The 15,117-nt window shown below is 70.3% G+C and carries 14 protein-coding genes; 13 read left to right on the top strand and 1 reads right to left on the bottom strand.

Translation table 11 applies throughout. The annotated features are described in order from the left end of the window. Positions 1-298 precede the first annotated feature (298 nt). From DEIPH_RS03750 to DEIPH_RS03795, 10 genes are read left to right on the top strand one after another with little or no spacing between them, the layout of a single operon-like run. Positions 299-1,294 carry a glycosyltransferase family 9 protein gene (locus DEIPH_RS03750; RefSeq protein ID WP_200868152.1) on the top strand — a complete coding sequence of 332 codons (996 nt, stop codon included), beginning with the start codon at positions 299-301 and terminating at the stop codon, positions 1,292-1,294. Then, positions 1,284-1,778: a glycosyltransferase family 9 protein gene (locus DEIPH_RS03755; RefSeq protein WP_152544783.1), complete on the top strand. Its 495-nt coding sequence runs from the start codon at positions 1,284-1,286 to the stop codon at positions 1,776-1,778. Before DEIPH_RS03750 ends, DEIPH_RS03755 begins: the two co-directional genes overlap by 11 nt. Before the next feature lies 1 nt (position 1,779). Then, positions 1,780-2,745 (top strand): glycosyltransferase, encoded by a 966-nt coding sequence (locus DEIPH_RS03760; RefSeq protein ID WP_034354012.1) that lies wholly within the window; start codon positions 1,780-1,782, stop codon positions 2,743-2,745. After that, positions 2,745-4,745 (top strand): glycosyltransferase, encoded by a 2,001-nt coding sequence (locus tag DEIPH_RS03765; protein WP_081790760.1) that lies wholly within the window; start codon positions 2,745-2,747, stop codon positions 4,743-4,745. Before DEIPH_RS03760 ends, DEIPH_RS03765 begins: the two co-directional genes overlap by 1 nt. Continuing rightward, positions 4,742-5,524: an SDR family oxidoreductase gene (locus DEIPH_RS03770; RefSeq protein WP_081790761.1), complete on the top strand. Its 783-nt coding sequence runs from the start codon at positions 4,742-4,744 to the stop codon at positions 5,522-5,524. Before DEIPH_RS03765 ends, DEIPH_RS03770 begins: the two co-directional genes overlap by 4 nt. Positions 5,525-5,532: 8 nt before the next feature. After that, entirely contained in the window at positions 5,533-6,138 is a 606-nt protein-coding gene (locus DEIPH_RS03775) for a D-glycero-alpha-D-manno-heptose-1,7-bisphosphate 7-phosphatase (RefSeq protein ID WP_034354015.1), read from the top strand. Then, positions 6,119-7,585, top strand: coding sequence for a D-glycero-beta-D-manno-heptose 1-phosphate adenylyltransferase (gene rfaE2, locus DEIPH_RS03780; RefSeq protein WP_034354017.1), 1,467 nt, complete (start codon positions 6,119-6,121; stop codon positions 7,583-7,585). The genes DEIPH_RS03775 and rfaE2 overlap by 20 nt, the downstream gene beginning before the upstream one ends. Further along, positions 7,586-8,662, top strand: coding sequence for a lipopolysaccharide heptosyltransferase II (waaF, locus tag DEIPH_RS03785; protein WP_034354021.1), 1,077 nt, complete (start codon positions 7,586-7,588; stop codon positions 8,660-8,662). Continuing rightward, the gene (locus DEIPH_RS03790) at positions 8,659-9,459 is read left to right on the top strand and encodes a glycosyltransferase family 2 protein (RefSeq protein WP_200868153.1); all 801 of its coding nucleotides are present in this window, start codon (positions 8,659-8,661) and stop codon (positions 9,457-9,459) included. The genes waaF and DEIPH_RS03790 overlap by 4 nt, the downstream gene beginning before the upstream one ends. Then, positions 9,456-10,553, top strand: coding sequence for a glycosyltransferase family 9 protein (locus tag DEIPH_RS03795; RefSeq protein ID WP_200868154.1), 1,098 nt, complete (start codon positions 9,456-9,458; stop codon positions 10,551-10,553). The genes DEIPH_RS03790 and DEIPH_RS03795 overlap by 4 nt, the downstream gene beginning before the upstream one ends. A 7-nt stretch (positions 10,554-10,560) precedes the next feature. Here DEIPH_RS03795 and DEIPH_RS03800 read toward each other — a convergent pair whose 3' ends face one another. Continuing rightward, positions 10,561-11,685: a helix-turn-helix domain-containing protein gene (locus DEIPH_RS03800; RefSeq protein WP_034354024.1), complete on the bottom strand. Its 1,125-nt coding sequence runs from the start codon at positions 11,683-11,685 to the stop codon at positions 10,561-10,563. A gap of 147 nt (positions 11,686-11,832) precedes the next feature. Here DEIPH_RS03800 and DEIPH_RS03805 point away from each other — a divergent pair, with 147 nt between their 5' ends. From DEIPH_RS03805 to hpaE, 3 genes are all read left to right on the top strand, one after another. Continuing rightward, positions 11,833-12,633: a fumarylacetoacetate hydrolase family protein gene (locus tag DEIPH_RS03805; RefSeq protein ID WP_034354027.1), complete on the top strand. Its 801-nt coding sequence runs from the start codon at positions 11,833-11,835 to the stop codon at positions 12,631-12,633. Between the two features lie 62 nt (positions 12,634-12,695). Next, the gene (locus tag DEIPH_RS03810; protein WP_034354029.1) at positions 12,696-13,469 is read left to right on the top strand and encodes a hypothetical protein; all 774 of its coding nucleotides are present in this window, start codon (positions 12,696-12,698) and stop codon (positions 13,467-13,469) included. Next, positions 13,466-15,022 carry a 5-carboxymethyl-2-hydroxymuconate semialdehyde dehydrogenase gene (gene hpaE, locus DEIPH_RS03815; RefSeq protein WP_034354031.1) on the top strand — a complete coding sequence of 519 codons (1,557 nt, stop codon included), beginning with the start codon at positions 13,466-13,468 and terminating at the stop codon, positions 15,020-15,022. The genes DEIPH_RS03810 and hpaE overlap by 4 nt, the downstream gene beginning before the upstream one ends. The last annotated feature ends 95 nt before the right edge of the window (positions 15,023-15,117 follow it).

The following is a 15,117-nucleotide window of genomic DNA, read 5'->3' on the forward strand; positions in this document are numbered from 1 at the left end:
GGTGATTGTGCATCTGCCTAAAATACTTCTGCATGAGTGCCTGTCGTTGTGCATCTGCACCATGCATTCACGGGGAAGCCTACCTAGGATCAGGTGAGAGAGCAAAGCCCTTCTTCCCAGCCGGGAATAAATCTCGACGGTCCTGAGAAGACCGGAGAAGTCAGGCACTCTCAGTACAAAGACTCTTCCTGTTCCTGTCTGCTTCAAATCCTCCGACACGCCCGGGTGGGCGTCGTCACTTTCCGTTCCCCTTTTCAGGACGGCCGCTCTGGCGCTGTCCGGCGGAGCTGTCATGGTTATGGCCGAACATCCTGCGAAACGTGTGCTGATCTTCCGCGCCCTGCCGGGCCTGGGTGACCTGCTGTGCGCCGTCCCCGCCTTGCGGGCGCTGCGGGCGGGGCTGCCGGAAGCAGAACTCACGCTGCTGGGCCTGCCTCAGGCGGCGGGCTTCGCGCAGCGTTTCCCGGAGTTGATCGACCGGCTGGAGGTGTTTCCCGGCTTTCCGGGCCTCCCCGAACAGCCTGTTCGGAACCGCGAATTGCTCGCCTTCCTGAGCGGAGCGCAGGGGAAATACGAACTGGCGTTGCAGCTGCACGGGAGTGGGCCGGTCAGCAACGCGCTGGTGGCCCTGCTGGGAGCGCGGCAGACTGCGGGGCGCTTCCTGCCGGGGCAGTGGTGCCCAGACCCGGCGCGGTTTCTGCCGTATCAGGAGGGCGAGCCGGAACCGCTGGTCTGGCTGCGCCTGGTGGAATTTCTGGGTTACCCGTCCCAGGGAACGGCACTGGCGTTTCCCATTCACGAGGAGGACCGGGCGGCGCTGCGTGCCCTGCCTGATGCCCACGCCCTCACGCCGGGCAGCTACGCGGTGGTTCACCCCGGGGCCAGCCGTCCCGAGCGGCGCTGGCCTCCCCGGCACTTCGCGCAGGTGGCCGACCGGCTGGCCGAACGGGGGTTGCGCGTGGTGCTGACCGGCACTCCGGGTGAGGCCGAACTCACGCGGGCCGTGCGGGAGGCGCTGGCGCTGCCCGGCGCACTCGACCTGACCGGACAGACCGATCTGGGCACCCTGGCCGCCCTGCTCGCGGGGGCGCGGGTCCTGGTCAGTGGGGATACCGGCGTCTCACACCTCGCGGCGGCCACGCGCACCCCCAGCGTCGTCCTGTTCCTGGCCTCCGACCCGGCCCGCTGGGCACCGCTGGACCGCGAACGGCACCGGGCCGTCCGGGGCGACCTGGGCAGGGTGCTGACCGAAGTGGACGACCTGCTGCAACAGGAGCCGGACTATGCCTTCTGAGGCGCCTTCTGAAGCAAGGTTCGGGCCGGGGCAGTTCGGGGTGGGGCAACGGGTGCTGCTGGCCTGCACCGGCGACCTCACGGCGCTGCGGCCCGCGCTGGAGGAATGCCGGGCGGCCTGGCCGGACGCACACTTCACCCTGCTCATCCCCGCCGGGGAAGGCGGGCACCTGCCGGGCTGGGCGGCCTCCGTGATGGCCCCGGGCACCTTCTGGACGCCCGACCTGCTGGACCGGCTGCGGGCCGGGCGCTTCGACGCCGCCCTGATCCTGACTGCCCCCGGCGACTCGCCGCATGGGCTGGGCTACCTGTGTGCCCTGGCCGGGATTCCCGTGCGGGCAGGCGTGTCGGGCGAGTTCGGCGGCCAGACCCTGACCCGCTGGCTCAAGCCCGCTCGGAGTGGGCCGGGAACCCCGGACCCGGCCTCCACGCTCCTCACCGGCCTCTTTTCCACGGCCAGCTGTTCTTCTCCCGAAAGGAGCTGAGATGCGACCCCTACGGATTCTGACCTGGCACATTCACGGCAGCTACCTGCATTACCTGACCCAGGCCCCGCACGAGTTCTACCTCCCGGTCAAGCCGGGGCGGCCTGAGGGCTACGGCGGGCGCGCGGGCGACTTCCGCTGGGGCGACAACGTGCACGACGTTCCGGCAGAGGAGGTGCGCAATCAGACGTTCGACGCGGTGCTGTTCCAGTCGCACAGGAACTATCTGGAGGATCAGTTCGAGATCCTGTCGCCCGCCCAGCGCAGGCTGCCGCGCATTTACCTCGAACACGACCCGCCGCGCGAGACGCCGACTGACACCCGGCACCCGGTGGACGACCCCGAAGTGCTGCTGGTCCACGTGACGCCCTTCAACGACCTGATGTGGGACAGCGGGCGCACGCCCACCCGCGTGATCGAACACGGCGTGCTGGACCCGGGCCTGAGGTGGACCGGTGAGAACGCACGCGGCCTGACGGTGGTGAACGGCCTCCAGAAGCGCGGGCGGCGGCTGGGCGCGGACGTGTTCGAGCGGGTGCGCTCGGAAGTGCCGCTGGACCTGATCGGCATGGAGTCGGAGGCGGCGGGCGGGCTGGGGTCGGTTCCGCTGGCCGAACTGCCCGCCTTCGCCGCGCCCTACCGCTTCTTCTTCAACCCGATCCGCTACACCAGCCTGGGCCTGGCGGTCTGCGAGGCGATGATGCTGGGGATGCCGATCCTCGGTCTAGCGACGACCGAGATGGCGACCGCTGTGCAGAACGGCGTCAACGGCTATGTGGACACGGACGTGCGGCGGCTGATGGAACGGATGCGGCACCTGCTGGACGACCCCGGGGAGGCCCGGCGGCTGGGCGCGGGCGCGCGGGAAGTGGCGCGGGAACGCTTCTCGATGGGGCGCTTCACGCGTGACTGGGATGCCGCCTTCCGCGAGGTCGCCGGGCGCGGCGCGCTGGTGGGAGGGCTGTGATGCCGAAGCTGGAGTCCGGGACGCCGCGAATCGCCCTGATCAGCGAACACGCCTCGCCGCTGGCGGCCCTGGGCGGCACCGACGCGGGCGGGCAGAACGTGTACGTGGCGCAGGTCGCGCGGCACCTCGCGGCGCTGGGGTACGTGGTGGACGTGTTCACCCGCCGGGACGACCCCGGGCTGCCCGAAGTCCTGGCGTGGGTGCCGGGTGTGCGCGTGATCCACGTTCCGGCGGGTCCGGCGGCCGCGCTGCCCAAGGAAGACCTGTTGCCGCTGATGGCCGACTTCACCCGCTTCATGGCGGGGTTCATGGCGCGGGAAGGCAGCTATGACCTGCTGCACGCCAACTTCTGGATGTCGGGCCTGGTGGCCGCCGACCTGGCGCGGATGCTGGGGCTGCCCTTCGTCATCACCTTTCACGCGCTGGGCAAAGTGCGCCGCCTGCATCAGGGCGAGGCCGACGGCTTCCCGGAAGCCCGCCTCGCCATAGAGGAGCGGCTGGTGCGGGAAGCCCACCGCATCATCGCGGAGTGCCCCCAGGACGAGGCGGACCTGCGCGAGCTGTACGCGGCCGACCCCGCGCGCATCGTCACGGTGCCCTGCGGGTTCGACCCCGCCGAGTTCATGCCGCAGGACCGCCGCGAGGCCAGGCAGCGGCTCGGCCTCGACCCCGACGAGGCGCTGGTGCTGCAACTGGGCCGTATGGTGCCGCGCAAGGGTGTGGACGACGCGATCCGGGGCTTTGCGCGCGCGCTGCGGGGCCGTGACCTTTCGGCCCGCCTGCTGGTGGTGGGCGGCAACAGCCCCGACCCCGACCCGGCCCTGACGCCCGAACTGGGGCGCTTGCAGGCCATAGCGCGCGCAGAAGGCGTGGCGGACCGCGTAACCTTTACCGGCAGCCGCGAGCGCGCCGCGCTGCGTGACTACTACAGCGCGGCGGACGTGTTCGTCAGCACGCCCTGGTACGAACCCTTCGGCATTACGCCGCTGGAGGCGATGGCCTGCGGCACGCCCGTGCTCGGCGCGCGGGTGGGCGGCATCCAGTTCACGGTGGTGGACGGCGAGACCGGCTCTCTGGTGCCGCCGCGTGACCCTGCCGCGCTGGGGCAACGGCTGGGGGACCTGCTGACGGACGCCCCGCTGCGTGAACGGATGGGGCAGGCGGCGTTGCAGCGCGTGCGGACGCACTTCACCTGGGAGGGGGTCGCCCGGCAACTCGCACAGGTCTACCGCGAGGTCGGGCAGGAGGTGGAGCGGACGCGGCCCCCCACCGTCCCGGCCGCCGCGCAGACCACCTCCCCGATCACCGTCGAGCGCGCCTTTCAGGGCCTGATCGCTGCCCTCGCGCACTCGCGGGCGGCCCTGCAACCGCAGATCGGGGCCGCCGCGCAGGCGATTTCCGAATGCTTCGAGCGGGGCAACAAGGTGCTGGTGTGCGGCAACGGGGGCAGCGCCGCCGACGCGCAGCATTTCGCCGCCGAGCTGGTCGGGCGCTTCCGCCTGGACGGGCGGCGCGGCCTGCCGGTGCTGGCCCTCACCGCCGACACGGCCCTGCTGACCGCCTGGTCGAACGACGTGGGCTTCGGGGACGTGTTCGCCCGGCAGGTCGAGGCGTTCGGCTGCCCGGGCGATCTGCTCCTCGTCATCAGCACCAGCGGGCAGTCACCGAACGTGGTGGCCGCGCTTCAGGCGGCCCGGACGCGGGGCCTGACCACCCTGGCGCTGCTGGGCGGCAGCGGGGGAGCCGCGCGCCCGCTGGCCGACCTGCCGCTGATGGTCGCCAGCACCGACACGCCACGCATCCAGGAAATCCAGCTTCTCGCCCTGCACCTGATCTGCGAACTGGTGGAGGAGCAGATTTCCGCCGCCGTCCCCGCCTCCCTGCCGACCGCCGCGCGCCTCAACCCGCCCGGCGCGGCCTCACCCCTCATCAGTGCCCTCCAGATCAGTGCCCCCCAGATCAGTGCCGCACAGGAAACACGCAAAGGAGCGAACCTATGACCCAGTCCATCTCCCAGCCCCAGAACGCCGGAACGCAGAACCAGTCCGCCTTCAGCAGCGCCCTCACCGGCCAGGTCGCCCTGGTCACGGGCGGCGGAAGCGGCCTCGGCGCGGCCATCTGCCGTGTGCTGGCCGAGTCCGGCGCGCAGGTGATCGCCGCCGACATTCAGCTCGGGCAGGCCGAGCGCCTCGCGGGGGAACTGACGGGCGCCGGACTCAAGGCGAAGGCCATCCACCTCGACGTGCGGGACGAGAACGCGCTGGAAGAGGCCGTGCGCCAGTTGGAGGAGGACTACGGCCACCTCGACATCCTGATCAACAACGCGGGGACCGACGTGACCGTGCCCGTCGAGGAACTCAGCGTGGCGGACATCGACCGCGTGCTGGACGTGAACCTGCGCGGGCCGTTCCTGCTGGCGCGCGCGGTGCTGCCGCGCATGGCGGGACGCGGGCACGGGGCCATCGTGAACATCACCTCCACGGCGGCCAAGCGCGCCTGGGCCAACGCGACCGCCTACCACGCCAGCAAGTGGGGCCTCCTGGGCCTCAGCCACGCGCTGCACGTCGAAGCCCGGCCCCACGGCGTCCGGGTGACGGCGCTGGTGGTGGGCGGGATGCAGACGCCCTTCATCCTGGAGCGCTTCCCCGACACGCCACTGGACAACCTGCAAGACCCGCGCAACGTGGCGGAAGCTGTGCGCTACGTGCTGCTTCAGCCCGAAGGCACCGTGGTCCCGGAAATGACGGTCCTCCCGATGCGCGAAACCTCCTGGCCGTGAGGGCGGCCGTGCAGAAGGCCGCCTTTCTCGACAAGGACGGCACGCTGATCGAGGACGTGCCCTACAACGTGGACCCGGCGCTGATCCGCCTGCTGCCCGGCGTGGGCGAGGCACTCCGCGCCCTCCACGGGGCGGGCTTCGCCCTGGTCGTCGTGACCAACCAGTCGGGCGTGGCGCGCGGCCTCTTTCCCGGGTCGGCGCTGGGTGGGGTAGAGGCGCGGCTGCGGGCGTTGCTCGGAGCCGAGGGGGTGCCACTCTCGGGGTTCTATGCCTGCCCGCACCACCCGGAAGGGACCGTGGCCGAGTACACGCGGGCGTGCGAGTGCCGCAAACCACAACCGGGCCTGCTGCGCCGCGCCGCCCATGACCTGGGCCTCGACCTGGGGGCCTCCTGGATGGTCGGGGACATCCTGAACGACGTGGAGGCCGGCGGGCGGGCGGGATGCCGCACGGTGCTGCTGGACACGGGCGGCGAGACGGAGTGGGTGCCGGGGCCGTACCGCACGCCGGACGTGACGGCGCGGGGCTGGCCCGACGTGGCGGTGGCGATTCTGACCGCCGAAGGGGCTGTACAGGAAGAGGAAGGGAGGGAAGATGCTCTCAGAACATCTTGACGGGTTCAGCCGCCTGCGGGTGGTCGTGATCGGCGAGGCGATGCTCGACAGTTACCTGTATGGCAGCGCCGACCGCCTCTGCCGCGAGGCCCCGGTGCCCATCGTGGCGCTGCACGGGCGGCAGGACGTGCCTGGCGGAGCCGCCAACGCCGCCGAGAACGCCCGCGCGCTGGGGGCCACGGTCGAGTTCCTGTCGGTGGTGGGCACGGACACCGAGGGCGACATTCTGTTGCGCGCGCTGGAGGAAGCGGGCGTGGACACCTCGGGCGTGGTGCGCGCGCCCCTGCGCGAGACGCTGGTGAAACAGCGGGTCATGGCCGCCTCGCAAATCCTGCTGCGGCTCGACCGGGGCACGGAGAGCGGCGTGACCGGCGCGGACGAGGCCGAGTTGATCGTGCGCCTGCGGGCCGCCTTCCGCCGCGCCGACGCCGTGATCGTCTCGGATTACGGGTACGGCATCCTCACGCCGCGCCTGATCGCGGCGCTGGCCGAGGAGCAGGCCCGCGCGCCCCGCGTGCTGGTGGCGGACGCCAAGGAGTTGGGGCGCTACCGCGAGGTCGGCGTGACCGCCGCCAAGCCCAACTACGGTGAGGCGCTGCGGCTGCTGCATGACCACGCCCTGCATAGCGCTGAGGAACGGCTCGCGCAGGCCGCGGGCTGGGAGGAGGCCGTGCTGGAGCGAACCGGCGCGCGCATCGTGGCCGTGACGCTGGACGTGGAAGGGGCGCTGGTCTTCGAGCGGGGCCAGCCCGCCTACCGCACCTTCACGCAGCCCCACTCCAACGCGAACGCGACCGGGGCCGGGGACACCTTCGTGAGCGCGCTGGCCCTGGCGCTGGCGGCCGGGGCCGACACGCCCGCCGCCGCCGACCTCGCCTCCGCCGCCGCGACCGTGGTCGTTCACAGAGGCGGCACCACCGTCTGCCCCGCCGCCGAACTGCACGATTTCCTGACCGCCGAAAACAAGGTGCTGGACACGGGGGCGCTGCTGACCCGCGCCGCCGCGCTGCGCGAACAGGGGCGGCGGCTGGTCTTTACCAACGGCTGTTTCGATCTGCTGCACCGGGGGCACATCACCTATCTCAACCAGGCCAAGGCCCTCGGGGACGTGCTGGTGGTCGGCCTGAACGACGACGCCAGCGTGCGCCGCCTGAAGGGCACCTCAAGGCCGATCAACCCTACCGAGGACCGCGCGCAGGTGTTGGCCGCCCTGAGCTGCGTGGACCTGATCGTGCCCTTTACCGAGGACACCCCGGCCCGGCTGATCGAGGCGCTGCGGCCCGACGTGTACGTCAAGGGCGGCGACTACACCCGCGAGACGTTGCCGGAAGCGCCGCTGGTCGAGTCGCTGGGCGGCGAGGTGCGCCTCCTCCCCTATCTGGACGACCGCTCGACCACCGGCATCATCGAGCGGGTGCGGCGGGCCTATCCGCAGACGGGGACGTAGATGACCGGCTGGTCCGAGGCCCGCAACATCCTGGCCGTGCGCCTGGACACCCTCGGCGACGTGCTGATGACCACCCCGGCCCTGCGCGCGCTGAAAGGCGGCTCGCCGGGCCGCCGCCTGACCCTGCTCACCTCGCCGCCCGGGGCCGCTGTCGCCCGCCTGGTGCCGGAAATCGACGAGGTGCTGGTGTACGGGGCACCCTGGCTGAAGGCCACGCCGCCGCGGACAAGCAGCGTGCCCGACCTGGAGATGATCCACCTCCTGCGGGAACAGCAGTTTGACGCCGCCGTGATCTTCACCGTCTATAGCCAGAATCCGCTGCCCTCGGCCATGCTGTGCTCCCTGGCGGATATTCCGCTGCGGCTGGCCCACTGCCGCGAGAATCCCTATCAACTGCTGACCGACTGGGTGCGCGAGACGGAACCCGAAGGGGGCATCCGCCACGAGGTCCAGCGGCAACTCGATCTGGTGGCGGCGGTTGGCGCGCGGACGCCGGATGAGCGGCTGTCGCTGAGCTTCTCGCCGGGGGCGGCGGCGCGGGTCGCGGAACGGCTGGCGGGGCTGGCCCTCACGCGGCCCTGGGTGGTCATCCATCCGGGGGCCACCGCCGCCTCGCGGCGCTACCCGCCCGAGTCTTTCGCCCAGGCAGCGCGGCAACTGGCCGGGCAGGGCCTGACCCTCCTCTTTACGGGAAGCGGCGGCGAGGCCGAGTTGATCGCGGACATCCGGCGAATGGCGGGCGGCGTGGGGCACTCGCTGGCCGGGGAACTGGACCTGGAAGAACTGTCGGCGTTGATCGCACGCGCCCCCTTGCTGATCTCCAACAACACCGGCCCGGCGCACATGGCGGCGGCGCTGGGGACGCCCGTCGTGGACCTCTACGCCCTCACCAACCCGCAGCACACGCCCTGGCAGGTGCCCTCGCGCGTCCTCTCGCATGACGTGCCCTGCCGCTGGTGTTACCGCTCGGTCTGCCCGGAGGGGCACCACCTCTGCCTGCGCGGGGTGCCGCCGGAGGAGGTCGTGGCGGCGGCGCTGGACTTGCTGGAACCCGCCCCGCTGGAGTGTGTCCCGTGACCCCCCTGGACATCCTGATTCCCACCTGCGACCGTCCGGGGGCGCTGGCCGCCACGTTGACCAGCCTGACCGCGCAGACAGCCCAGCCCTTCCGCGTGGTGATCTCCGACCAGGGCGAGCAGCCCGCAGGGGACCGCGCCGAGGTCCAGACGGCCCTGCGGGTGCTGGCGCTGCACGGCTGCGCGGCAGAACTGCACCGCCACCTGCCCCGGCGCGGGATGGCCGAGCAGCGCCAGTTTCTGCTGGACCAGGCGCGCGCCCCCTTGGCCCTGTTCCTCGACGACGACCTGATTCTGGAAGCCTGGGTGGTGGCGCAGATGCTGGCCGCGATCCGGCGCGAGGGCTGCGGCTTTGTCGGCAGCGCGGTGATCGGCCTGAGCTATCGGGAGGACGTGCGGCCCCAGCAGCAGGCGGTGGAGTTCTGGGAGGGGCGGGTGACGCCCGAGACGGTGCGGCCCGGCACCCCCGCCTGGGAACGCTATGCGCTGCACAACGCGGCCAACCTCCTGCACGTGCAGCAGCAGTTGGCCCCGGCGCCTGACCAGACCCGCGCCTACAAGGTGGCGTGGGTGGGCGGCTGCGTGCTGTACGACCGCGCGTGTCTGGAAGCGGTCGGCGGCTTCGGCTTCTGGCGCGAGCTGCCCGAGCACCACGCGGGCGAGGACGTGCTGGCCCAGCAGCGGGTGATGGCCCGCTTCGGCGGCTGCGGCGTGATGCCGTCGGGCGTGTACCACCAGGAACTGCCCACAACCCTGCCCCACCGGGAAGTGGACGCGCCGAAGGTGCTGGACCTGTGACTGGCCCCATGAACCCGGACTGGGCCACCGTCAAAAACGTGCTGGTCATGCGCCTGGACAACATCGGGGACGTGGTGATGACCGCCCCCGTGCTGCGGGCACTCAAGGCGGTCCTACCCGGCGTGCGCCTCACGCTGATGGTCAGTCCGGGGGGGTCGGCAGCCGTCCCACTGCTGCCCTGGGCGGACGACACCCTGGTGTGGCGGGCGATGTGGCAGCAACTGGGCGGCGGCACGTTCGACCCCGGCCAGGAGGCGGAGCTGATCGGGACGCTGCGTGAACGCCGGTTCGACGCCGCCGTCCTGCTCACCTCGTTCAGCCAGACACCCCATCCGGCGGCGCTGGCCTGCCTGTTCGCCGGGATTCCGCTGCGGCTGGGCGAGTCGGCGGAATGCGCGCCCGGCCTGCTGACGCACGGGCCGCCCTCCCCGACCCCGGAGGCCGAGCAGCAGGCCGAGCGAAATCTGCGCCTGCTGGAGGCCGTGGGGATTCCGGTCCGGGACCGGGCGCTGGAGGTTCAGCTTTCCGGGGAAGCGCGGGGGCAGGCGGCGGCGCTGATGCCGGGGCCGTATCTGCTGCTCAATCCCTACGCCAGTTGCTCGGCCCGCACCTACCCGCCCGAGCAGGCCGCCCGCGCCGCCCGGCTCCTGGCCGAACAGACCGGGCTGAAGGTAGCCGTGACCGGCGTGGCCAAGGACCGCGAGCGCAGCGGGGCGCTGCTGGCCGAACTCGGCCCGGTCGGCGTGGACCTGCTGGGCCAGACGGACCTCGCGACCTTCGCCGCCCTGATCGCCGGGGCGCGGCTGGTGCTGACCAACAACACGTCGGCCCTGCACCTGGCCGACGCGGTGCGGACGCCGGTGCTGGTCACCTATTCCGGCACCGACTATGAATCGCAGTGGCGGCCCCGCCATGCGCCCTCGGTCCTGCTGCGCCGCCCCACACCGTGTCACCCCTGTTACGCCTTCGAGTGCCCCTTCCATCTGGAATGCCTGGCCTTTTCGCCGGAGGAAGTGGCGCAGGCGGGCCTGGAGTTGCTGGCACGGCCTTCCCCGGGGCCGGGTGCCCTGGGCACGGGGGCGCCGTCCGTCTAGAGGCAGCTCAGGGCCGTGCTTCCTCCGCACCCACGCCGCTTTCCCCCTCCGCCTCGAAGGCGAGGTACAGCCGGGCGAGCAGCGCCGGGTCACGCAAGTTCCCGCCCAGGGCCTCCTCCGCGCGGCGCAGGCGGTAGCGCAGCGTGTTGACATGGATGTTCAGGCGCTGGGCGAGGTCGGGAAGTGGTCCCGAAAACCCCAGGTAGGCGCGCAGGGTCGCCTCGACCCGGCCCCCGTCGTCCAGCCGGGCGAGGCGTCCGCGCACCTGATCGCGCAGGGTGCCGAGGGCGCCCCCCGCAAGCAGGGCATACAGCGGGTCCATCGCGTGATAGGTGGTGAGGGCGCGTTCCTGCCGGGTGGCGGCCAGGGCGTGCCGGGCCTCGCGCTCGGCGTCACGCGCGGACAGGCTGCCCGGATGGGTGCCGCTGACGCCCACCCGGACGTCCTGCGCGGTGCTGGCCGTGAGGGCCGCGTGCAGCCCGGCGGCCTCGCGTTCCAGATCGGCCGGGTGCCACAGCCACACGGCCCGCCCCGCCCGCACCGTCGAGTGTGCGGTCAGGCCCCGTTCCAGAAAATAGCCCTCACCCGCTGCGGCCAGCACGTCCAGCGCGTGGGCATGGGCGGTGCGCGCGGCGCTGCCCGGTGCGGGCGAACGGGCAAAAGCGGCGACCGCCACAGCAATCGGCTCGGCACCGTGCGGCCCGCTCTCCGGTTTTGCGCCCGACAGCAGGGCATCCAGCGTGCGTTCGCCCACCCTCCGCCGCGCCGCCCCCGCTGCCGCCGACTGAAGCCGCGCCAGCAGCGCGTATTCCGCCGCGACCGGCACGAGCGCCGCCCACGCTTCCGGCACCGCCAGCGTCAGGGTGCCCACCTGCCGCTCCCCGCTGGTGTCCCCGTACGAGAGGCGCAGCGTGACGGGTGGTCCCGCCGCACGGCCCGCCGAGGCCACCACGTCCCCCCAGCTCGCGCGAATCTCGGCAAAACCGCCGGTCAGGCGCGCCAGCAGGGCCGTGAGTTCCCGCTCGGGCTGCGCGCCCGCCACCGCGCCCCGCAGCGTGGACAGCAGCGCCGCGACCCCCGGCAGGGCCAGCCCCTCGGCGGAGGGAAGTTCAGGGGGGGGCGCGTCAGGCATTTGTCCAAAAGTACAACATGGCTCTTACGGATTCACTTTCTCCACCATTCCACGGCCCGGCGGCCCGCCTTATGCTGAAGAACCGACAACCTGAACCCAGCCTCTCCCCTTTCCTCCGCGCGGAGGTCCCATGATTGGAGTCCACGCTTGAAACTTGCCCGCTTTATCGCCGGGGGCCGCAACCTGAACGGTCACCTCAAGGACGGAAAACTCATTGACGCCGCCGGGGTGGCCCACGACCCCGAAGCCGTCCAGTTCCGCCTGCCGGTGGACCCGCCCAAGGTCATCGCGCTGGCCCTGAACTACAACGACCACGCGGGCGAACTGGGCCTGACGCAGCCGAAGGAACCGGCCCTCTTCTGGAAGCCGAACACCACGCTGCTGCCGCACCGGGGGACCGTGATCTATCCGCGCGGTGCGGAGTTCATGCACTACGAGGTCGAACTCGGCGTCATCATCGGGCGCGACGCCCGGCGGGTGAAGGCGAAGGACGCGATGGATTACGTCGGCGGCTACACCATCGGCAACGACCTGGTGGTGCGCGACTACGTGACCAACACCTTCCGCCCGCCCCTGCGCGGCAAGGGCTGGGACACCTTCGGGCCGCTGGGGCCGTACTACGTGACCGCCGACGAGATTGCCGACCCGCACGACCTCCAGCTCACGGCGCACGTGAACGGCGAATTGCGGCAGGAAGGCAGCACCCGCGACATGATCTTCGGGATTCCCGAACTGATCGAGCACATCAGCCGCTTCATGACGCTGCAACAGGACGACGTGATTCTGACCGGCACGCCGAAGGGCATCTCCCACGTGCGCCCCGGCGACGTGATGCGCCTGGAGGTGGAGGGCCTGGGCGTGCTGGAAAACGACATTCAGGAGGAGGACGAGGCCGCCGAACCCATCAAGGGCAAGGAAAGCAAGGAAGGCGAGTGGGACGAGCGGTGAAGGGGGAACAGGCGTCAGGAAAACGGGGAGCGGCGCTCATGCGGCGGGGTCAACCTGTCGGCATGACGCTGAAACCTGTCCTGACTCTGGGCCTCGCCCTGTCCGCCCTCGCCCTGGCCGCGCCCGTGCGGTACGAGATGAAGTCGTACATCCAGAATGGCGGCAAGACTGGGCCTGCCTACGCCTGGTGTGACGCACCCGACCGGGTGCTGGCGGTGACACAACCAGCAAAAGCTGACCTGACGATGCCGCAGCCCGCCTCGCTGGTCACCTGGCTCAAGGGCGTAAAGGGCAACCCCAACATCGACACCATGCAGCTTGGCCCAACCGACGCGGGCGCGGGACAGGTCTATACGGCTCTGACCCCCCCCGGCATGGCCGTGTCCGACACGCCCGACTCGTACATCCACAGCAGCAACATCGAGAACGTGCAAGACCCCGCCTACCGGATGACGCACATCAACGAGTTCCGGCTGGACGGCCAGAGCTACCGCTGCCGCTACGTACCGCAGGCCGCCTTCCTGGGCGTGACGAACAAACGCACCGTCATCATCTGGGACAACGGCAAGACGGCCACGTATGCCACGCGGAACTTTGACGGGACGCCGGGGGTGTCTGTGACGGGAGGCAAGCCCATCAACTTCGGCTCGGAGTCGGGCTGGGGCTATCAGTTCACGACCAAAGACGGCTACACCTACACCGTGACTGCGGGGGACGACATGCGACCGGCCAGCGCAAGGACGCTCGCTCTGTCCGTGAGCAAGGGGGGCAAGACTCTGCAAACCGAACCCTTCCTCGCCTACTCCATCAGCCGGCCTGCAAAGGAGCAACCATGACCCAGACGCAACTTCACCCCAACCACGAACAGGCCCGCGAACTGCGGGAGCGCACGCGGCAGCGGGGCATCCGGCACTTTATCGGCGGCGAGTGGGTGGATTCGCAGGGCGGCGAGACGTTCGAGACGCACACGCCCACCGACAATTCCGTGCTGGCGACGGTGGCAAGTGGGGACGCAGTGGACATCGACCGCGCTGCCCGCGCTGCCTCCGACGCCTTCCAGATCTGGCGCGAGGTGAGCGGCCAGGAACGCCGTAAAATTCTGCACCGTATCGCGGACCTGATTGAAAAGCGCGCGCAGGAAATCGCCCTGCTGGAGAGCGTGGACACCGGGCAGGCCATCCGCTTCATGAAGTCGGCGGCGGCACGGGGGGCGGAAAACTTCCGCTTCTTCGCGGACCGCGCGCCGAGTGCGGCGGACGGCCAGAGCCTTCCCGCGCCCGGCTTCCTGAACTACACGTTGCGTCAGCCCATCGGCCCAGTTGGCGTGATTACGCCCTGGAACACGCCCTTCATGCTGTCCACCTGGAAGATCGCCCCGGCGTTGGCGGCGGGCTGCACGGTGGTCCATAAGCCCGCCGAATGGAGTCCGGTCACGGCAACGCTGCTGGCGGAAATCATGGACGAGGCCGGACTGCCCAAAGGGGTGCATAACCTCGTCCACGGCTTCGGGGAGAGCGCGGGCAGGGCGCTGACCGAACACCCACTGATTAAAGCGGTGGCCTTTGTGGGCGAGACGACCACCGGCAGCCACATCATGCGGCAGGGCGCGGACACGCTAAAGCGCGTGCATTTTGAACTCGGCGGCAAGAACCCGGTGGTGGTGTTCGACGACGCTGACCTGGAAAAGGCCCTGGATGCTGTCGTCTTCATGATCTACAGCCTGAACGGTGAACGCTGCACCAGTTCCAGCCGCGTGCTGATTCAGGAAGGCATCTACGACGAGTTCACTGCCCGTATTGCCGAGCGCGCAAAGAACATCCGCGTGGGCGATCCCCTTGACCCCAACACCGAAATCGGCCCGCTGGTCCACCCCCGCCACTTTGAAAAGGTGCTGAGCTACTTCGATAAGGCGCGGGAAGAAGGGGCGACCATCGCGGCGGGCGGCGAGCGCCTGGGTGAGGACGGCAACTTCGTCTCCGCCACCCTCTTTACTGGGGCGCGCAACGACATGAAGATCGCCCAGGAGGAAATCTTCGGCCCCGTCCTGACCGCCATCCCCTTCACCGACGAGGCGGACGCCCTCGCCCTCGCCAACGACGTGAAGTACGGGCTGGCCGGGTACCTGTGGACGAATGACCTCACCCGCGCGCACCGCTTCGCGCAGGCCCTCGAAGCCGGGATGGTCTGGGTGAACAGCGAGAACGTGCGCCACCTGCCCACCCCTTTTGGCGGCGTAAAGGACAGCGGCATCGGGCGCGACGGCGGCGACTACTCCTTCGACTTCTACATGGAGACGAAGAACATCGCCATTTCGCTGGGTACGCACAAGACGGCGCGGCTGGGTGTGGGCGAGCCGGTGAAGGTGGATAAGCGGGAGGTAGAAGGGTGAGCAGCAATCATTATGTCTGCTTTGACTGTCGGAAGCAATTTCAAACACCCCATGATGACCGTTCACGAATCGTACTTATTCGTCGGCCTAACTCA

The organism is Deinococcus phoenicis (assembly GCF_000599865.1).
Classification (GTDB): domain Bacteria; phylum Deinococcota; class Deinococci; order Deinococcales; family Deinococcaceae; genus Deinococcus; species Deinococcus phoenicis.